Origin of the sequence: Paenibacillus sp. FJAT-27812 (assembly GCF_001273905.1) — a bacterium.
Taxonomy (GTDB): domain Bacteria; phylum Bacillota; class Bacilli; order Paenibacillales; family Paenibacillaceae; genus Pristimantibacillus.
Window position 1 is genome coordinate 5,513,029 of sequence record NZ_LIGH01000001.1, and the last position, 19,399, is coordinate 5,532,427.

Here is a 19,399-nt window from a genome sequence, read left to right on the forward strand (position 1 = left end):
AGGAAATGGAGATCAGATTGGATTTTAAAGAATCTATTGCATACTGCAATTTTGATTATTTACCTGAAGGTTTGGAAGACAAATATAATCGCTATCAACCGGATAACCATACACTCCTAATTCCACGCAATTTTTTATTTGATATTTTTGAGCAATATCAAATCCCTGAGCGTACACGGCAATTGCTGATTGATGGAATCGAAGCAATAGAAAATGATAGAGTGCTGTTTCTTTTCACATCATTTTTAGTGGGAGATCTTTGCTCCGCGCGTAATCGCTGTGATGAAGACTTCTATACGAATATGACTCCGGGATGCATGAAGCAATATGGTGAATTATATTCTTTTCTTTTGCTGCTTGCCTGCGTAGTCCCTTCTATGGAAATGCTGGAAAAGCGCGGAATACCGATCGAGTATTACGAAAAAATACCTCATCAGCCCCTGAAGGCTCAATTCGAAAAATTAGTGGCACATGGTGATTCCAAAGTCCATGACTTCCCGTGGGATATGAATTTTTATACTTGTTCCATATTTCGATTAGATCGATTTCTCTTTATCCCATACCGATTTGAAGATCGCTTCACGATGTTTCGCCATGTAAATACACAGAAAGTTATTGCACTACGGCATGCGGGAGAAGAGTTTCGCAGCGATGGTCAACGGAATGGCATCAATGATGTTTTTGATCAACGAGGGCATTTCACTTCGCAATGGGACGAAAATGCTGATTGCATCATAGCCAATCGGATTAATCCAATGGGATTCGTTGAAAGAGAACCAACTTCAATTGCAAAGAAGGAATGGGAACCGGTCCTTCAGAAAGGGGACACCCTTTTAGCGCTTCATATTCCATCTGGACCCGGTTATACACCCGACAGGCTGAAAAATTCGATGCAAATGGCTACCGAATTGTACGCCAAATATTTTCCGGAGTTATGTATAAAAGGTTTTTGGAGTGCAAGCTGGCTTTATGATACTAGATTATCACTCCTATTAGACAATGAAAAAAGCAATATCGTGCTTGTCCAAAACCAGTTTTATAATTATCCAACATTTGAAGGGGACGGCATGCTGCGTTATGAGCTCTTTGGAGACCGTGAGGCAGATCCTGTCCACAGCCCGATCCAATTCACAACTTCGTTGCAAAAAGCAGCAGCAGCGTATATGAGGACCGGAGCTAGGTTTAATACATTAAGCATGATTGTTTTGAAGGAAGAAATCGAAAAGATTGGCAGCATGCCCTATATATCAGCTGCCGATAACGAAAAATTTATTCAAACAGTAGACAGCCATTTATAAGGGAGGTGATTGGATGGGGAAATATTCGCTTGAAAGCTACGAGAAGTATAAAACCATAAAAATCCGGCCTAATCCATTACCAAGGAATGAAAATCTTTTGAAAAATGGACCGTTTACATATGTTTCATTTTCATGGGTAGAACTGGAGCCAACTAGAGGAGAATATAGACTCGAAAAGGTGAAAGAAGCCATAAGCACAGCAACAAATCCTATCCTGGTGCTCAAACCGGATTTACCTTTGTGGGTAAAGGAACATGACAATGATTGTTTTGCAGCCTTAATAAGAAAAGTCGGAAGCTACATAGACTCAGTCAGTCGTCTTGCGGGCGTTGTGATCTCGACACTGGCTGAAAGCAACGAAGAATGGAGTGCCTATATAGATTCGTTTGAAGAGCTGAATCTTCTTGCCGATCTCCACAATGAAAGACTGATTCATTATTTAAGGGAGCATAGCCGTGGGTTTGGCTTGCTGGTAAAGTGCAGTGAACATAATTGGATTGCATGCTGCGAAGCCTTTGCCAAACAAAAGCTGCAGCATGTTTGGAAGAGTTACCCGGTTGTCCTTCATATAACCGATAACGTATGCGGACCTCATATTAGGCGCGAGTCATACCGGTGGCATGCAAGCCTCTCCAATCTAAATGCAGAGCTCGGATATTCTCTTGCCTTGCGAAGGCTGACTTATCCAGAGACCGTTTCCAGTGAGGGCAGCTTACCGCTTCGTTTCTGGTTTGTGAACACGGGGAGCGCTAGGGTTTACCGTGAATTCGGTCTCTGGGTGAAATTGGAGCAAGGGGATGTATCTTATGAACTCCCAATGCGTGCCGCGACGCAATTTTGGTTGACAGGAGATCTTGTCCATAACGAAATTATACAATTGCCGAATATGGAGCCGGGAAATTACAAGCTAAGCATAGCCTTATTTTTCAAAGACCGATCCTATATCAAACTAGATATACAAAGCAACGAACAGGATGGGTACTATGAGGCAGGTACTATAGAAGTCAAAGTTACAAGTGAGGATCCGCTTTTGAATATATGGGATAGCTATTATCCGGAAGGTTATTATCCGCTGGAAGACCCTAAGGTACCGGAATAGAAATAGAGAGCGTCACGGACCATAAAACATACGCTGGAGGTAGTTGATTTGAAGCTGGCATTAATCGGAGCAGGGCAAAGAGGCATGATTTACTCAGAGTACGCGAGCAAACGTGCGGAAATTGTTGCGGTAGTTGACCCAAATGACATCAGAAGAAAGGCTGCGGCAGAAGAGTTCGGCATTCCGCAGGAGAAACAATTTAAATCGGTAGATGAATTTTATAGCTTAGGAAAAATTTGCGATGCCCTTATTATTTCTTCTATGGACAGAGATCATTATACGCAGACGATGGAGGCGCTTGAGCTTGGTTATGACATTCTATTGGAAAAGCCTATTTCGCCGAGTCCTGAGGAATGTTTAAGAATTCAACAAAAAGCGAATGAAAAAGGGCGCAAAGTTATCGTTTGCCATGTGCTCCGATATACGAATTTTTTTGCGGAAATAAAAAAAATCATAGATAGCAATGAGCTTGGTAAGGTAATAACCATTCAACATAATGAGAACGTCGGAAATTATCATATGGCGCATTCATTCGTCAGGGGCAATTGGAGAAGAAGCGACCTAGCGAGTCCTATCATTATGCAGAAGTCCTGTCATGACATGGATATTTTATCATGGTTAGTAGACAGTGATGCGAAGCGGATTTCCTCTTACGGCGACCTGACTTATTTTAAAGAAGAGAATGCACCAGCAAATAGCGCTGATCGATGCTTAGACTGCGCCGTAGCTGCCGATTGCCGATTCGATGCAAGAAAAGCCTACCTCCCCATAAGAGGACAATGGCCGGCTACTACGATCTCAGTGGATCAGACAGAGGAAGGATTGTTGAAGGCTCTTGAAACAAGTCCATACGGACGCTGTGTTTATCGATCGGATAATAATGTTTGCGATCATCAAGCGACCGTGATTGAGTTTAAAAATGGCGTTACCGTAACGTTTAATTTGAGCGGATTTACAAATAAGATGTATCGAACGATAAAAATTATGTGTGAGCATGGAGAAATTAGAGGAGATGACAGCTTAAACAGGATAGAAGTGACTAGATTTACTTCTAATATGGCTGAACGATACGAGCAAACCGTCATCCTGCCGACGTCCATGAGCGGTGGACATAACGGCGGCGATACAGGACTGATGATTGACTTCTTGGATAATTTAGAAAACCAAAACAGCAACAGCAGGTCTTCCATCGATAGGTCCGTGGAAAGTCACATTATGGCATATGCAGCTGAGAAAGCAAGAGTTACTGGTGCCGTGATTGATATCGACCACTTGAAGAAAGAGCTGCAAGGAACATTAGAGGTTAATCGCTAGATAACGATGCAAAGGTAGTGATGTAATGAGTTTAATAGTGAAAGGATTTCTATATGAGATAAAGAAAAACAGAATATTGTATCTCATGTGTGTGCCTGCTCTTATTGTGCTAATTATGTTCTGCTATATCCCTTTTGCAGGGATATGGATGGCGTTTACCGATTTTAATGTAGTTGATGGAATATTTGGCAGCAAATTTGTTGGTCTGGACAATTTCACCTACTTTTTTTCTAAAAACAGCATGGGCTGGAAGGTTACTTATAACACCTTATACATTAACTTTTTTGGCCTTATATTAGGCATTATTGTTCCTGTCAGCATCGCTGTTTTCTTAAACGAGATAAGGCATAAGGCATTCAAACGAGTAGCTCAAAGCATGATGTTTTTTCCGTATTTCATATCATGGGTTGTAGTTGGCGCCATACTCTACGGGATCTTCTCGACGGATGTAGGTGTTGCCAATCATATTTTGGCGTTTTTCGGGGCAGATCCGATCAGGTGGTATTCAGAACCAAAGTATTGGAAATGGATCATTATTCTTTCAAGCGTATGGAAGTGGAGCGGATATAGCTCTATCCTTTACATGGCTGCAATGGCTAACTTTGATGGAAGCCTGTATGAAGCAGCTAAGGTAGATGGCGCAAATAAGCTGCAGCGTATTGTTTTCTTAATGATTCCTATGTTAAAGCCTACTATCATTGTCTTGACTTTACTGAGTGTTGGACGGATCTTTTACGGAGACTTTGGAATGATTTATGGGATTGTCGGCAATAACCCGGTATTAATTGACGAGGTGACGGTAATCGATACTTATGTCTACCAGTCTATGCGTACTTTGGGCTTTTCTTATTCGACCGCAATCGGATTATTTCAGTCGCTTATGGGATTAATTCTAATTACTGCAGCAAATAAATCGGCTAAGAAAATAAATGATGGAGAGGGTCTATTTTAACAATGGAAACTAATAGATGGCTTGGAGATAGACTTGTAAAAAGCTTGTCGTACTGTTTTATTGGCCTATTTGCGCTCGTTTGTCTATACCCTCTTGTATTAACCCTTAGCGTTTCCTTCTCATCCGAACAGGAGATTGTTAGAAATGGCTATTCAATCATCCCTCTGACTCCAAGCTTGGATACGTATAAATATATATTTGTTAACAGTGGAATGAAGATACTGAAATCGTATGGCGTAACCATCTTTGTAACCGTAGTTGGCACGGTAAGCGCATTGCTTATTACGAGCATGATTGCATTCTCGATATCCGTCAAAAAGCTGAGGTACCGTAACGTAATCGCATTTATTAGTAATTTTACGATTATTTTTTCAGCAGGCTTGATTCCATGGTACATGGTTAGCGTCAATTATTACGGATTGAAAAACAGTATTTTGGCATTAATCATACCTTCCGTTTTTAGCGTTTGGAATATGTTTTTGATGCGTACGTATTTTGCAAGCATTTCGCCGTCTTTGTATGAAGCAGCGGAGATGGATGGAGCAAATTATTTTACGATCTATATCAAAATAGCCCTTCCTTTAAGCAAAACCGCGCTGCTAACGGTAGGTTTAATGTATGCGCTTAGTTATTGGAACGATTGGTGGAATGCACTTATCTTCATTAACGATAAAGATTTATTTCCGTTGCAATATTATCTCTACAATATCTTATCTAACGTAAATGCGATCAGCTCCGGCCGTATTCCATCAGGTGCTTCAGGCAACATAACGCTCCCCGCAGAAACAGTGAAGATGGCTATAACCGTTATCACAATCGGACCTATTATTTTTCTATTCCCGTTCATTCAAAAGTATTTCGTTCATGGTATTATGGCAGGCGCAGTCAAGGAATAAGCGATATATGGTTTGCAGCCTATCAAGGCTTTACATATATTAACCATTTTATTGGGAGGGTTATCCATGAAAACAAGGAAAATGCTTATCTTTTTGGTTTTAATGCTAGTGTCCATTTCTATACTGGCAGCCTGTAGCGACAAAAAAGAGGTTGAGGGGAAGCTCGAAACACTTACCATTTTATACCCTGGGGACGAAAGTGATCGCATGACTGAATTTCTTCAAAATGAATTTTCAGAGAAAATGGCAGCCGATCTTGGCTTAAAGGTAAAAGTAATATTTGTACCATGGTCGCAGTATTGGGAGCAAAAAGATATCATGCTGGCTGCAAATGAACCTATTGATCTGTATTGGGATGGCCTTCCTGACCTTTCTACTATTGTTAATAAGAAGCAAAGCATGCCGTTAGATGATTTAATTAAGGAATATGGCCAGGATATGCTTAAAGTTTTGCCGATGGAACAGTTTCAAGGGGCAGTAATCGATGGAAAAATTCATGGCATTCCCTCTGCGTATGCTCCATCCTCTGCCATGTACCAACTGGTAGCCGTGCGTCAGGATATACTAGAGGCAGTTGGTATGAGCGAAGTGAAAACAGCTGATGATTTAAAAGAGTTTGCAACAAGGGCGGCAAAAAAGTTTCCGGAAATGAAGGGGCCTGCCGATATTGTCTTCAAGCCTCTAACCAGGTATTTTACCGAAGAGCAATATAACTTCATTGCAGTAGAAGATTTGGTTGTATTTGGGGAAGACAGCAAAAAAGCGTACAGTTACTATGAATCGGACGCTTTCCAGAAAGTGGCGAAGTTTAACCGCGGCATGTATGATGCAGGGCTGTATTCGGAGGATCTGACCATTAAATACAATGAAAGAGACTCCCGCATGCAGACAGGCTTATACTTATGGGTTGAAGGCTCCCTAGGCAAGGAAATGGAAATTATTGATGCGATAAAAGCCAATGCACCGGATGCTAGAGTTAAAACCTACCTTTTGGCAGACGAAAAACCTCGTTATATTACAGCAACAGGCGGAGAAGTTCTAGGCGTACCTGTAACTGCCCCCAATCCAGAAGGTGCTATAAAATTTGTCAACTGGATTTATAAATCCAAAGAAAATTATCAATTAGCACTCTATGGTGTCGAAGGCAAGGATTACGAGATCGTAGATGGAAGAATCAAAAAGCTGACCTCTAATGAGTTTTTCTATGAATGGATGTTTAGAAACCAGAATTATCAAATGTTTGGGCCGGATGTAGCACAAGAGTCTATCGATAATTATAAAAGCTGGGATGATAAGGCGATCTTATCCGCTTCATTGGGCTTCCGATTTAATAATGAGAAAGTAAAATTGATAGAAACTGCCCTTAAAGAAGTCGCAGGCAAGGACCTAGCTGCTATACGCTCAGGTTTTGTGGATTTTGAAACGGGATATCCGAAGGCTATTAAGAAGCTTAAAGCGGCTGGGATCGATGAATACGTCGCTGAGATCCAGCGTCAGTTGGATGAGTTTTTGGCTAGCAAGTAAAAAGATATCAATTGAATAACTAGAGGATGAGCAGGCCTACCGTGGCCTGCTTATTTTTATTTAGTTGGAATGATCAAACAATCAACCGCTGGCTTAATGACGGGGTAACAAGCAGAGTCACCTGTAAGGGTGATTTTTTCATGCCGGGCGTTATGCAAGAAATAAATAAGAATTAAGAATGAGAAACGACAACATTTATACCTAAAATAAGGACGGTGATTCTGTTAACGGCGTATGTCTATGTCGCCAGGGAAAAATGAAGCCGAGAAAGTGGTACACGGTTACTTTTTAAGCTGTGATGCTGACGGTTTATCTGGTTCTCGCAGTCATTCCGCCAGTCGCCATGCCGATGTTCTCGTTAGCGAAGCCAACGGGAACTTATCAGGTAGGAACGGTAGCGTATCATTGGACAGACGAGAAACGCGCAGAAAATTTTGCAAAGGAGCCGCAAGCGAAACGTGAGTTGATGGTTCAAATTTGTTATCCCGCGGTAGACGGCAGCGGCAAGAAACAAGGCCATTATATGTGAAATTCGCCGGAGGTGAAGACGGCAATCGGAACCAGAATATGTTCCAAGCTGAAGAGCTCGCAAGTCTGGGCTACATTGTGGTCGGCATCGATTATACCTATAATGCAGGCGCGACGATATTTCCGGATGGAAGAACGGTGGAGTATTGGACCGAAGACGAGCCAAACACCAATGCGGAGTACGACAAAGGATGTCTTTATGGGTTAACGATGCCGCGTTAGTGCTCGACGAATTGGAAGAGCTGAACCGTGGCGGAGAAAACGGCAGCTTCGCAGGAAAACTCGATCTAGCGAGAATCGGCATGTTCGGCCATTCGTACGAGTACTGGGGATGCTCCGGAAGTCGGCGACGACCACGATCATCTCCGCATTCGTCATCGAGTTCGCCGTCTACGCGACGAATAATGGGACTACGCTCACCACGCACCACGGTCTGAAGCTAACCCTGACGGCTATCGGAGTGGCGGGTACAGTTTGATAGATTGGACTGTCTTAAGCTATACTGCCATGTCATTTTACTTACGCGACTAGGGATTTACTCTCATTTTTGTGCTGAACAATGTAGATTAGAAGGATTTTCCTCTGTTGCTGTCGAAATTCGTAGAACAAGTCTTTGAAATGGAGGAAAGCTAGCTTTGAAATTACGAAATCAAATATTGGGCGGAACTATCATTCTTTCTTTATTATCCGGGGGTTCCGTTTCTGCATACGCGTCAATTCAGAACCTGTCGACAGGAAAAACGGGAGCTCAAACGTATGCACAGAATCATTCAGCTCAAAATAAGGAAACAATCGCTAAAATCGTGGATATTACCAATCTGCGTAAAGGGCCGGGCCTTGAATATGAGGTTGTAGCCAAGGCGAAGGCTGGCGCAACCTATCCGATTGTTGGCTCGAAGGGAGAATGGTACAAAGTATCTCTTTCTAGCGGCGGCACGGCTTATGTTGCGAATTGGGTAGTGGAAACCATAGAGAGCAACAGCAGCCAATCTGCCAATAATGGACAAAAGCCGGAAAATGTGAATCAGCCGAGCACTGATCAAGATAAGGCAGCCATAGTAAACATCGTGGACACGACTAATTTGCGCAAAGGGCCGGGGACGGATTATGAAATTGTTTCCAAGGCGCGGGCAGGTGAATCGTTTCTTGTAGTCGGAATAGATGGAGATTGGTATCAAGTCACGTTGCCAAGCGGAGGAACCGCTTACGTTGCCAATTGGGTCGTGAACACAGGGGTTTCCAAACAAAGCGGCAGCAAAGTGTACATCTATCATACGCATAATAGGGAGTCTTGGAAGAATGTATCTGGCAGTACAAAAGGGACCTCCGTCGATGATCCGAAAGTGAACATTACACTTGTAGGCAAGAAGCTCGCAGAGAACCTGCAGAAAAAAGGAATATCTTCCATTGTTGAAGAAACCGATATTGCTGAGAGGCTGAACGAACAGAAACTAAGCTACACGAAAGCCTACAGTGAATCGCGTAAAGCAGTAGACAAGGCGATGAAGTCTAATGCTTCCCTGACTTATTTCTTCGATATTCATCGAGATGCAGATGTTCCGCGCAATAAAACAACAGTTGTCATTAACGGTAAAACTTATGCGCGCATTATGTTTGTCATAGGAGACGCGAACCCCGCCCACAAAGAAAACAAAAAGTTCGCGGAATCGTTAGACGCTTTATTAAACAAGAAGTATCCGGGCATATCAAGGGGAGTTCTGATGAAAAGCGCCCATCAAGGAAATGCCGAATACAACCAGTCTGTTTCTAACGGAAGCCTGCTTCTGGAATTCGGGGGAGTGAACAATACGCTGGAAGAGAATCTCCAAACAGCAGAGGCTTTCGCTGACGTATTTGCAGAGTTTTATAAATCAATTAAATGAACAAGTTAAGCCGCCAGTCGTCGGAAATCAACCGGCGACTGGTTATTTCGTTTCGTTTGAATGCGAGTTAAGTTATAGTAATTCATGCAGTCTCGAACGGTCTGTTCAACGATTGAAGTCGTTGTACACGTGAGACCTTCGAGGTAGAACGTTTCAGGCTTTAGTGTGGAATGGAACGATGTTGCTCACTCTTGTTGCCAACGCAAAAACACCTCCAAGGTTATCTCCATATCTTACGACAGGGTTGCATTCACTTGAAGATGTTTTGATTCGTCTCTCGTTATGGGGTCAGTCCCGCTCGAACCGTGTACTTATCATCCTTTTTCTTCTTTTGACGCTTCTATTTCACTCGCGTTGAAACCCGTTGATTCATTTCCACGAGCATCGCTTTATAATCCGCTGATGCCGTATATTTACTTATGAAGTTCGTCCAATCTTCAATAGTGGACTCGCCCATAATTACTTTAAGCTTAAGCTGCTCCAGCTCGCGATTAAACTCGACATACTGTCCCGTTTGCAATAGGCTGCTGGCTTCAGGCAGGGAAGTAGTTGAATAAGAAATCTTCTTCCACGACTTAATGGCAGCTTCGTACTCACTCCGAATTGCTGCAGGGAGCGAATCCAAGCTGCTATTGCGCTTTAGCATATCGCTTTGACCAAATAAACTGTTTACTGCTTGTTGATCAGGCAGCTGCCAGTCTTTAAGCGTATCCCAACCGCCGGATTCCGTCTTTTCAATCCCGTGATCGAGCCAAGCCAATATTTGCTTCGCACCCAGCTTCGAGTTTTTGGAAACGATATAAGTTCCATTGCCTTGGGTATTCCAAGGTGCGATTGGCACGCTTGTTGAAGAAGCTTTAACCGTCGTCAGCGGCAGCCAAACGGAATCATCACCTGTTAGAGCAGCAGCTTCGTTTATGTTTAACGCTGCAAGTCCTGCTTTATTGCTGCGCAGCCTGTCGCTTACTTGTTGCATTGACACTGCCGCAAACTCCTTGTCCAGCAGACCATCCTTGAAAGCACGAGCTAACCATTGAAGCGCTTGCGTCTCTTCCGTACTTACAGCATAATCAATGACCTTGCCATCCTTTATAGTAAAGCGAGCAGGGTTGCCTGTAAAAGCATGCTCTACCCACGATAAAGTTCCAAGTCCAAATTCGTTCGTGTAACCAGTCAGACCGATTGTATCATGCTTACCATTGCCATCAGGATCCTGTGAGGTAAACCGCTTTAGCACCTCATATAATTCTTCCATCGTTTGCGGTTGTATTAGCCCCAGCTTATCCAGCCAATCCTTGCGGATTGCAGGGAAGGAAGCGTTATGGGGATCGCCCGGCCGGGGCACGCCGTAAATTTTTCCGTCGATTACCCTGCTTCCCGGAGCGGTAAGCGCCAGCTCCTTCAGCCTTGGGTAGTCTTCCAAATCTTTAGTTAAATCTATGGAGAAGCTTGACATCAGCTCATCTTGAAAAACGTAAGGATCCTCAAGCAGCATCAGCGCAGTAGGATCTCCGGCTGCAATCATGACCATCGTCTTCTGGCGGTAATACTCCGGCCCTACTTGAACAAAATCAACGTCCAGTTTAAAGGTTTGCTTCATATACTCCAGCATTTTCAAAGGGGATTCCGCTAAACCATTATCTATCTTGGTCATTACGCTGAATCTTGGCAGAGCCAGAGGATCGGTAACGATTGCGTATCGATTCGCTGCATCCCATGTGACGCGAAGTCCGCTGGCTTCTGCCGCTAAGCGAAGCGGAATCCATAATACTTGTTGGTCAATGAAAGAGGCAACAGGCGGTCCTGTTATCTTCTTGCCGTTAATCTCTGCTTGAGCAAGGCCAGCCCAGAAGACGAGCGTCGGTTTATTCTCTTGTTCTGCTACGAGCTTTCGTTCATCAGCCTGCCATTTCGTTTTATAACCTAACCCTTCAAGCAGCGCTTTGCCTGGTACCATAATCGTTCCCTTGATAAAACGCGGCGGCAGGGGAAACGAGATCGGCAGATTCAGAAAGACTACATTTGCTGATGTATCTTGAAGCGCTTGGTTGGCAGCAAGAGGGGTCAGGTTTTTCCGGGTCGTTTGGTCCTCTGCTGATACCGGAATCGAATTCAGCAAAGTTGCGGCAAGTGCTACGGTCATTCCGGCTATTGTTGATCTTCGAAACTTAAATCGAATCATAAACACCTACTTTCCCAAATTTGGCAACAACTACTAGACGCAAATGCGAAGGAAAGGTTTCGAAAAAAACCGTTTTTCAAAAAAACGCTTTCAAATAATATTTCGTGCAGGTAATATACGTTTGAAACAGAATATTTAAAAATTCGATAGATTTATAAATAGAGGTTAGGAGAGGTTATCACTTGAAAAAAACGACCCTTTACTTAACAAGACATGGCCAAACGGAGTGGAATGTAGCACATCGATTACAGGGGCATAAGAACTCGCCATTGACTCCGCTTGGGTTGCTGCATGCCGCATGGTTAGCGGAATCCATGAGCAGCATTCAATTGGATATCATTTATAGCAGTTCGAGTGAGAGAACGCTGCAGACAGCAGAAATTTTAAGAAATAAGAGAGATATAGCTATACTTCCAGAGCAAGATTTGAGAGAAATTAATATGGGCTGCTGGGAGGGCGAAGTGAAAGACAACGTGGAGGCGGCATTCCCTGAAGATTATTCAGCTTTTTGGCAAACACCACATTTATTTAAGCCAAATAACGGCGGCGAATCCTTTTATGATTTGCAAAACCGGGTGCTTCCTAAGCTTAGGGAGATTATTGAAAGCAATGAAGGGAAAAACATATTAATTGTTACACACGCTGCCACATTGAAGCTCATCATGACTCATTTTAGCGGAAAGCCGCTATCGGAAGTTTGGACACCGCCGATTGTTGATTCCACAGCGCTTTGCAAAGTCATAATCAAGGGTGATCAAACGATTATTGAGCTGCACGGTGATACCTCTCATTACAAGGATAATTAACAGGAAAAACTACCGTTAATTTACGAAAATAGGGAGGGAAATCGGGGTTAACTGGAAAAACTCCTGTTAATTTTTTGAATTTGGCTCTATTTCGCTGAATGAGCTCCGATTAACGGGAGATTTTCCTGCTAGATGGTCTACGAGCCTTCCTTGCGGAAAATTAGATGGAGCATTTCCTGTTAAATGTTCGAAAGATGCAGCACATACGAGCCCTAGAAGCGATTCTAAGGCTCGTTTGTGTCTCCTTATTTCTGGATAGTTCTAGGTTTCCAGCATTATTTCACCGGTTCGCGTTAAATCATAGCCTGAAATGGCTTGAAGCTCCTTCTTGAAATCATCGGATCTAAGAATTTGGAGCAACGATTGAATCCAAGCTTGATTGCTCGCGGTCTTCAGCATAACCAGGTCATAACGTTCCTTAATCAATGGAATAAAATCAATATTTCCTACGATCGAAGCTGCTTTCTCAATGCCAATGCCAACATCTGCTTCGCCTGCTGCCACTTTGGATGCAACGCCAAGATGGTTGCTTTGCTCCTGTTCGTAGCCCTCAAGCTGATCCGGCTTCAAGCCATGCAAGCGGAGCTGTTCGTCCAGCAGGACACGAGCGCCGGAGCCTTTCTCCCGATTGGAGATCCGCAAGCCTTCGGTGCCCAAATCAGACCAACCATGCAGCTTCAAAGGATTGCCTTGCTTAACGTAAAAGCCTGCATTTCTGGCTAGCAAATTGACGACAATGTAGGAAGAGCCTATAAGCAGCTTTTTGATATAAGGGAGATTGTATTCACCCGTGTCACCGTCAAGCAAATGCGTGCTGACGATGTCGGATTCTCCTCGGTACATGGAGATCAAGCTGTCAAGGCTGCCGACATATGCGCGCAGCGGCCTAATCCCGTCCGTCTTTTTCTCCATATATTTTGCCAGTATATCAAGGCTGAGATCTTGACCTGTAATGACGAGGGGGCGAAGCCCGGAGAACGATGCTTGTCCATGGGTGAGCGCCGGAGAATCGGTTAGTGTTGGGCGTTCGTTTAATTGAATGCCCTTGTTCCGCTGCTTGTAAGCTTCCAGATCTGCTGGGTCTACTCGCATTTGTTTGCCTACGCGGTAAGAGGGCAGCTCGCCTTTTTTTATGAGATCATAGACGGTCAGTTTGGATATTTTCAGCAGCTTGGCAATTTCTTCGGTCGTATATGAGACATCGCTGGACATGATGCTCCTCCTTCATATAAGTACAAGCCGTTATGTTATTTTTTTATTGTATCATAATAGGATGTGTACGTTCTGTTAAATAGATTTACAAAAGAATTGAACTGTATATATAATTTAATTCAGATATATCTATTTATATCTAAACATAACTCAGGAGGATCGATCATGTTTAAAATGATTAAAAGTTATATGTTTTTGTTCATCGTAGTTGCAATGGCTTTGGTGTTCGCAGGCTGCGGAGCCGCAGAAAATACGAAACCAAGTACAAATACAAACGCGAGTACAGACGCCCCGGCACAGGGCACAACTGAGCCTAGCACGGAGCCGTTAGAAACGGTAGAGCTGACGATCTCTGCAGCGGCGAGCTTGACTGACGCGTTAACGGAAATCCAAACGGCTTATCAGGCTAACAATCCGAACATACAGCTAAGCTTTAACTTTGGCGCATCCGGCGCATTGCAGCAGCAAATTGAGCAAGGAGCGCCTGCTGATTTGTTCCTGTCGGCAGCCGTTAAGAACATGACAGCACTTGTAGACAAACAGCTCATTGATACAAACGAACAAGTGAATTTACTGAAGAATGAGCTTGTCGTTGTTATTCCAGCTGACGGCAAGACGGCGATTGAAAATGTAAACGATCTAACGAAAGCAGAAGTAAAAACAGTTGCGATCGGCATTCCGGAAAGCGTGCCCGCCGGCAACTATGCCAAGGAAGCGCTGACCAAAGCAAAGCTGTGGGACACGCTGCAGGCCAAATCGGTGCAAGCGAAGGATGTAAGACAGGTTTTGCAATATGTTGAAACCGGAAATGCCGATGCAGGCTTTTTATACAAAACAGACGCTCTAACATCCGATAAAGTTAAGATCGCTTTTGCCGTTGATGCTTCAACCTATAAAACGATTCAATACCCGATTGGAATCGTAAAGGCTTCGAAACACACCAAAGAAGCCAAAGATTTTTATACGTATTTGCAAACGCAGGAAGCGCTTGACGTATTTATCAAATATGGCTTTTCCGTTCCTAATTAATAGTGGCATTCATGAACTGGGATGATTTTTGGCTGCCAATCCGGCTTTCCTTACAGATCGCCTTGCTATCAAGCATAGTGGTTATTCTGCTCGGTGTTGCAGTCTCGTGGTGGATGTCCCGCCGCAGATTCAAAGGGAAAGTTGTACTTGAAACGTTATTTATGCTGCCGCTGGTGCTTCCGCCTACGGTAGTCGGTTTTTTGCTGTTAGTGCTACTAGGGCGGAGAAGCTTTATTGGAAAATGGATTGAATGGTTGTTTGCAGCGCCTATTGTTTTCACTTGGTGGGCGGCAGTAGTGGCCTCCATCGTGGTATCCTTTCCGCTTGTCTATCAAACGATGAAGGTAGGCTTCGCTTCCGTTGATCGGAATTTAGAGGATGCAGGCCGATCGATGGGGGCAAATGAGTGGGGCGTATTTAGGTATATTACGCTTCCGTTAGCTTTCCGCTCGCTCATCTCCGCCTACATACTTGGATTTGCGCGAGGTCTTGGCGAGTTTGGCGCTACGCTGATGATTGCGGGGAATATACCAGGCAGGACGCAGACGATTCCCACAGCTATCTACGTAGCCGTCGATTCTGGAAATACCGCAATGGCTTGGGCATGGACATGCGCGATCATTTTGATCTCTTTTTTATTGCTATTGCTTACAGGTCGGAAGAGCGCTTAATTGATCTATTTATTTATAAACAGCGGCAGTTTGGGATTTGAAAATAATATTCCAGCTTGCTGCTGTTTTATTGTAACCAGTCGCATATGATGATACCGTCCTCCCAGCGATGATCCGCTTGATCCAATCGGTCCAATGAATGCAAATGATTTCGTTAACTACACAGGATTATCGGATCGTGTTCTTCTTCGAATCGGGGGAGAATGGGCATAACTAAAGCCGCTGACATCCGTTGGGATTATGTACAGGGCGTTTCAATCGGAACAAAAGTGGGACAAAAAGCATCCCACGACGTGTACATCGACATGGAAGGCAGAAAGACAGCTGGTGAGAGCAGCATGTTCGACATCCTTCTACCGGAGCAAAATGAACTACCCATATATCAACAGCTTTACTTGATAATTCGGAATCAAATCAGATTTGGGAGCCTTCCCGATGGGACAAAGCTACCGTCTGTTCGTACTTTGCGGTTACAGCTCAATATCAGCAAAACGCCGATAGAAACAGCCTATCAAATGTTGACAGCTGAAGGTTATTTGATAAGCAAGCCGCGTTCTGGACATACGTGATTAATCCTCATGCGCCTATAACCGCACAGGCTAACGTTCCAATTGGCAAGGGGAGGTCTACCGGAGCTCCGACATTGCCACTGCTATCAACAATGCTGAAGGAAGCTCTTGAAGCTGATCATAGCTTGGTAGGAAAATATGGTGATCCTCAGGGTGAACATGGTCTGCGAGCTGCCTTGTCCGAATATTTGCTGCATGTAAGAGGCGTTAATGCCAGGCCAGAGCAAATCGTTATCGGGTCGGGGATAGCATACAGCATCGGAATCTAATTATTGGGTACGACATTATCCCAATCCCGCTAAGTGAAAAGGGGCTTTCACTTAACGAGTTGGAGGCATGAAGTATTGTTTGCTCCTTCGCGCGTAGAGCAGTGGGTGATGCAATCCTTTTTTGAGCGAGGGCATTGGTATCGGCATATACGGAAAGCTCGGAGCTTATATCGCAAGAGGCATCAACATTTAGTCGCTTTGATCCAAGACCAATTGGGTGATCATGTCGAGATCACGGGTCAGAATGCAGGTCTTCACTGGAATCCCTTTGTTAAAAAGGGTGTGGTCCATGGACTAAAACCATGCTCACAAAGACGAATCGAAGGACGCAAACCGTTCTTTTAATTCTTGAAGCATAACGGCCTGATATTCGTTTCCGTCCCGATAGAGCTCGCCGATCTTACGGTAAACTTGATTTATATTGTCCTGATAATCTGGGTGCTGCTTATCGGGGTGATTTTTCTTGAACTGATCCATGACGGCTTGTATGTAAGCAGGCCGCGCCCCCCAGCTATCCACAACATCGCCATTCATTTTCATTAAAATCGCGATGGGCTGCGCTCGGCCTCCATCTGTCAGAAAGTGATCCATCGTATCCAAATGTTCTTCCATTAGCAATACTTCAGTCGAAATCCTGCTTTGCTCCATCACTCGAAACAATACAGGAACATTCCAGATAACATCCGGGCACCAATCCGTACAAAGAATCAAACAATAGAGATCGAACCGGTCACTATAGGATGAAAAAAACAGCTTCTCCTCTTCATTTAACCATTTGAATTTTTCGTAATTGGCGATACATTGCTCTTTGGTATTTGGAATCCCGCTTAACGCCATTACCCGAATCTGCATGCCATCCAAGAACTGCTTGGGGGATATGCTTTGGCCTATTTTATGTTTTAAGTTTAAGCGTTTTTCCATTTGGTCACGCAACCCTTCGTTAGATTAGGTGTACTGTGAATATAAATCAAATCTGACCATCTATAAATGGTCAGTTTCATCAATTTTGACCATGACAGATGGATAATGCCGATCAGATGAGCAGCATACCTATGATACAAAAAAAGGAAAAGCTCTGTGTTTAAAGAATATTGGTATTAACGTTTTAATATCGATGAGAGGAGCAGGAGTATGATTACCGAAGAGAGCAAACAAATGATTGAAAATTATGTAGAGGCCTATAATTCATTTCAGGTTGAGGGAATGATTAAACTTTTGCATAAGGACATATTATTCAGAAATTTCTCCAATGGGGAAGTAAACACGGAGACCAGAGGAATTGAAGCGTTTAGGGAACTGGCAGAGCAATCGTCAAAAATGTTGTCTAGCCGCCGTCAAACGATAACCAACTATAGCGCAGTGGATGACAAAATTGAGGTGCAAATTGATTATGAGGGAATAATGGCTGTTGATTTGCCAAACGGATTAAAGATTGGAGATCGGCTGGAGTTAAAAGGGAAGTCCATATTTGGAATTAAAGAAGGCAAGCTTTCATTGATTGAAGACTACAGTTGAGGAAGAGGCGAGACCCATCATGGCTTTAGAGAGGGAAAATCCATTCATGCGAAGTAAAGAAGGAACAAATTTGGAGATCCGACGATTAGAAAAAAAGGATGTGCCGGCTGCAAAGGCACTTATGGATGATGTAATCTCCCGTCTGCCTTCACAGGATCTATTTGCAATGGACGATGAGGATTATTTGAACCACTTAGTCGATGACCAAGGCGAAATATACGGCGCGTATCTTAACGGGGAGCTCGTTGCATATACGGCTCTAGCCTTCCCTGGACAGAGTGAGAGCAACCTCGGAAGGGAGTTTGGAGTACCCGAACAACAATTAGGTGATGTAGCAACTCTTGAGGCAACGATAGTCCACGAAGCTGTTCGTGGCTTAGGCTTGCAGCGGTTTTTTCATCAATTGCGCGAACGACGAGCCAGGGCGCTCGGTTTCCGCTACCTTTTTTCAACCGTACATCCTGAAAATCATGTGAGCTTAAAAAACTTAGAAGCTGAAGGGTTTATCCTCCAATTTACTCGGCCTATGTATGGCGGAAAACTCAGGCATTGTTATGCGAAACGATTAGAGGAATAACCGTGCATCGGATGTTAATAAAATAGCTGCCTGCATCTGTAAAACGGATTATTCATATAGGAGGTGCGATATGAAAATTCATAATTCGATTAATTGGAGGGACAATCTATATCTCTTTAATTACCGAAGTGTTAGCGAGGAGTCCTTGGAATATTTCCATGCCCATGACGGATTGGAGATCTTGTACATTCACGAGGGGGCAGGCAGCTACTTCATCGAAAATCAAAAATATACGCTGCAGCCAGGCACGTTAGTTCTTATTAAGCCTTTTCAAGTACATAAGCTAAAAGTCATTGTTCCTCCGACTTACATTCGCAGCTTGCTGAAAATCAAAGCTTCAGTCATAGAGCGTTTCCTCACCTCGCTGCCACAGCTTGCATCTGCATTCAACGAGCTGATGGCTCATCCATTGCCTAATCAAGTATTCCATTTGTCTCCTAATGAAGCCTGTTATTTTGAAAACCAATTTTTGCAATTGCATGAATTGCTTGCAGTCACTGCGTCTAAGCTTCAGAAGGAAGTCGTTACGTTGTTTTTATTTCAATTTTTCACGTATTTTAATAGCCATATCTATTCGCTGGAAAACAATAATAAGCGTAATCATGCTGCGGCAGCCCGATCGACTGAGCCTATCGGTGCTATTGTGACATGGATTGACAGGTATTACAAATTGTCATTCACCATTAACGACATCGCGTCTGAGCTTCATTTTTCCGCCAGCTATTTATCTAAAGTGTTCAAGGACCAGATGGGCGTAACCATCGTCGAATATACGAATGAGAAACGTTTGGAGGAAGCGAGAACACTTCTTGCTTTAGAGTTTCTAACGATTGAGGAGATCAGTAGGAAGACGGGCTTCAATTATCCGTCCTATTTTATCGCTATGTTCAAAAAAAAGTATGGGGTAACCCCGCTCAGGTATCGGATGTCGATGGAATAGTGATATTTTCGAGCAGCAATCTGTTATTGGTTTCGCCTTATAATGAAAGCGCTTAAACATTTAATCTCACTGAGAATGAAAGAGGTGATCGTTGCTTTAGATATTCGCGGTGAACAATGAGAGGCAGGAGGAGGC

At 43.6% G+C, this 19,399-nt stretch carries 20 protein-coding genes and 1 pseudogene; 17 read left to right on the forward strand and 4 right to left on the reverse strand.

The annotated features are described in order from the left end of the window. The first annotated feature begins 5 nt into the window (after window positions 1–5). From ADU23_RS23385 to spoIIP, 9 genes are all read left to right on the forward strand, one after another. A complete protein-coding gene (locus tag ADU23_RS23385; protein ID WP_053375945.1) occupies window positions 6–1,298 on the forward strand; it encodes an acyltransferase domain-containing protein in 1,293 nt (430 codons plus the stop codon). A gap of 13 nt (window positions 1,299–1,311) precedes the next feature. Then, window positions 1,312–2,397, forward strand: a complete 1,086-nt coding sequence (locus ADU23_RS23390) for a DUF4832 domain-containing protein (RefSeq protein WP_053375946.1) — start codon at window positions 1,312–1,314, stop codon at window positions 2,395–2,397. Window positions 2,398–2,445: 48 nt separating this feature from the next. Further along, a complete protein-coding gene (locus ADU23_RS23395; protein ID WP_053375947.1) occupies window positions 2,446–3,711 on the forward strand; it encodes a Gfo/Idh/MocA family protein in 1,266 nt (421 codons plus the stop codon). Window positions 3,712–3,748: 37 nt separating this feature from the next. After that, entirely contained in the window at window positions 3,749–4,663 is a 915-nt protein-coding gene (locus ADU23_RS23400; RefSeq protein WP_231637515.1) for an ABC transporter permease, read from the forward strand. Window positions 4,664–4,875: 212 nt separating this feature from the next. Beyond that, window positions 4,876–5,559, forward strand: coding sequence for a carbohydrate ABC transporter permease (locus ADU23_RS23405; RefSeq protein WP_231637516.1), 684 nt, complete (start codon window positions 4,876–4,878; stop codon window positions 5,557–5,559). Window positions 5,560–5,625: 66 nt separating this feature from the next. Then, on the forward strand, window positions 5,626–7,083 hold the full coding sequence (locus ADU23_RS23410; RefSeq protein WP_053375950.1) for an ABC transporter substrate-binding protein: 1,458 nt from the start codon (window positions 5,626–5,628) through the stop codon (window positions 7,081–7,083). Between the two features lie 295 nt (window positions 7,084–7,378). Further along, window positions 7,379–7,612, forward strand: a complete 234-nt coding sequence (locus ADU23_RS23415; protein WP_157265917.1) for a hypothetical protein — start codon at window positions 7,379–7,381, stop codon at window positions 7,610–7,612. Next, window positions 7,609–7,833 carry a hypothetical protein gene (locus ADU23_RS23420; RefSeq protein WP_053375952.1) on the forward strand — a complete coding sequence of 75 codons (225 nt, stop codon included), beginning with the start codon at window positions 7,609–7,611 and terminating at the stop codon, window positions 7,831–7,833. Before ADU23_RS23415 ends, ADU23_RS23420 begins: the two co-directional genes overlap by 4 nt. Window positions 7,834–8,246: 413 nt before the next feature. Further along, complete coding sequence (spoIIP, locus tag ADU23_RS23425) at window positions 8,247–9,494, forward strand: stage II sporulation protein P (protein WP_053375953.1); 1,248 nt, start codon at window positions 8,247–8,249, stop codon at window positions 9,492–9,494. A gap of 5 nt (window positions 9,495–9,499) precedes the next feature. Here the strand turns inward: spoIIP and ADU23_RS32315 are convergent. Together ADU23_RS32315 and ADU23_RS23430 are read right to left on the reverse strand one after the other, a co-directional pair. Continuing rightward, a pseudogene (locus tag ADU23_RS32315) lies at window positions 9,500–9,673 on the reverse strand (IS3 family transposase); the annotation flags it as partial. A gap of 161 nt (window positions 9,674–9,834) precedes the next feature. Then, window positions 9,835–11,676, reverse strand: a complete 1,842-nt coding sequence (locus ADU23_RS23430; RefSeq protein WP_082311184.1) for a stalk domain-containing protein — start codon at window positions 11,674–11,676, stop codon at window positions 9,835–9,837. A 182-nt stretch (window positions 11,677–11,858) separates the two neighbouring features. On the opposite strand from ADU23_RS23430, the gene ADU23_RS23435 reads away from it, so the two are divergent. Then, window positions 11,859–12,482, forward strand: coding sequence for a histidine phosphatase family protein (locus ADU23_RS23435; protein WP_053375955.1), 624 nt, complete (start codon window positions 11,859–11,861; stop codon window positions 12,480–12,482). 261 nt (window positions 12,483–12,743) lie between these two features. Here the strand turns inward: ADU23_RS23435 and ADU23_RS23440 are convergent, their stop codons facing one another. Beyond that, the gene (locus ADU23_RS23440) at window positions 12,744–13,694 is read right to left on the reverse strand and encodes a helix-turn-helix transcriptional regulator (protein ID WP_053375956.1); all 951 of its coding nucleotides are present in this window, start codon (window positions 13,692–13,694) and stop codon (window positions 12,744–12,746) included. Window positions 13,695–13,859: 165 nt separating this feature from the next. Here ADU23_RS23440 and modA point away from each other — a divergent pair, with 165 nt between their 5' ends. The 4 genes from modA (at window position 13,860) to ADU23_RS33710 (ending at window position 16,232) form a co-directional block, all read left to right on the forward strand. Continuing rightward, window positions 13,860–14,723 carry a molybdate ABC transporter substrate-binding protein gene (gene modA, locus ADU23_RS23445; protein ID WP_053375957.1) on the forward strand — a complete coding sequence of 288 codons (864 nt, stop codon included), beginning with the start codon at window positions 13,860–13,862 and terminating at the stop codon, window positions 14,721–14,723. Between the two features lie 11 nt (window positions 14,724–14,734). Then, a complete protein-coding gene (gene modB, locus ADU23_RS23450) occupies window positions 14,735–15,394 on the forward strand; it encodes a molybdate ABC transporter permease subunit (protein ID WP_053375958.1) in 660 nt (219 codons plus the stop codon). 203 nt (window positions 15,395–15,597) lie between these two features. Then, window positions 15,598–15,963: a GntR family transcriptional regulator gene (locus ADU23_RS33705; protein ID WP_053375959.1), complete on the forward strand. Its 366-nt coding sequence runs from the start codon at window positions 15,598–15,600 to the stop codon at window positions 15,961–15,963. A gap of 74 nt (window positions 15,964–16,037) precedes the next feature. After that, a complete protein-coding gene (locus tag ADU23_RS33710) occupies window positions 16,038–16,232 on the forward strand; it encodes a hypothetical protein (RefSeq protein WP_053375960.1) in 195 nt (64 codons plus the stop codon). Window positions 16,233–16,538: 306 nt separating this feature from the next. Here the strand turns inward: ADU23_RS33710 and ADU23_RS23465 are convergent, their stop codons facing one another. Continuing rightward, window positions 16,539–17,153, reverse strand: a complete 615-nt coding sequence (locus ADU23_RS23465; RefSeq protein ID WP_063846090.1) for a thioredoxin family protein — start codon at window positions 17,151–17,153, stop codon at window positions 16,539–16,541. Between the two features lie 210 nt (window positions 17,154–17,363). Here ADU23_RS23465 and ADU23_RS23470 point away from each other — a divergent pair, with 210 nt between their 5' ends. The 3 genes from ADU23_RS23470 (at window position 17,364) to ADU23_RS23480 (ending at window position 19,264) form a co-directional block, all read left to right on the forward strand. Continuing rightward, a complete protein-coding gene (locus ADU23_RS23470) occupies window positions 17,364–17,747 on the forward strand; it encodes a nuclear transport factor 2 family protein (protein ID WP_053375961.1) in 384 nt (127 codons plus the stop codon). 19 nt (window positions 17,748–17,766) lie between these two features. Continuing rightward, window positions 17,767–18,324: a GNAT family N-acetyltransferase gene (locus ADU23_RS23475; RefSeq protein WP_231637517.1), complete on the forward strand. Its 558-nt coding sequence runs from the start codon at window positions 17,767–17,769 to the stop codon at window positions 18,322–18,324. A 70-nt stretch (window positions 18,325–18,394) separates the two neighbouring features. Beyond that, entirely contained in the window at window positions 18,395–19,264 is an 870-nt protein-coding gene (locus tag ADU23_RS23480; protein WP_053375962.1) for an AraC family transcriptional regulator, read from the forward strand. The last annotated feature ends 135 nt before the right edge of the window (window positions 19,265–19,399 follow it).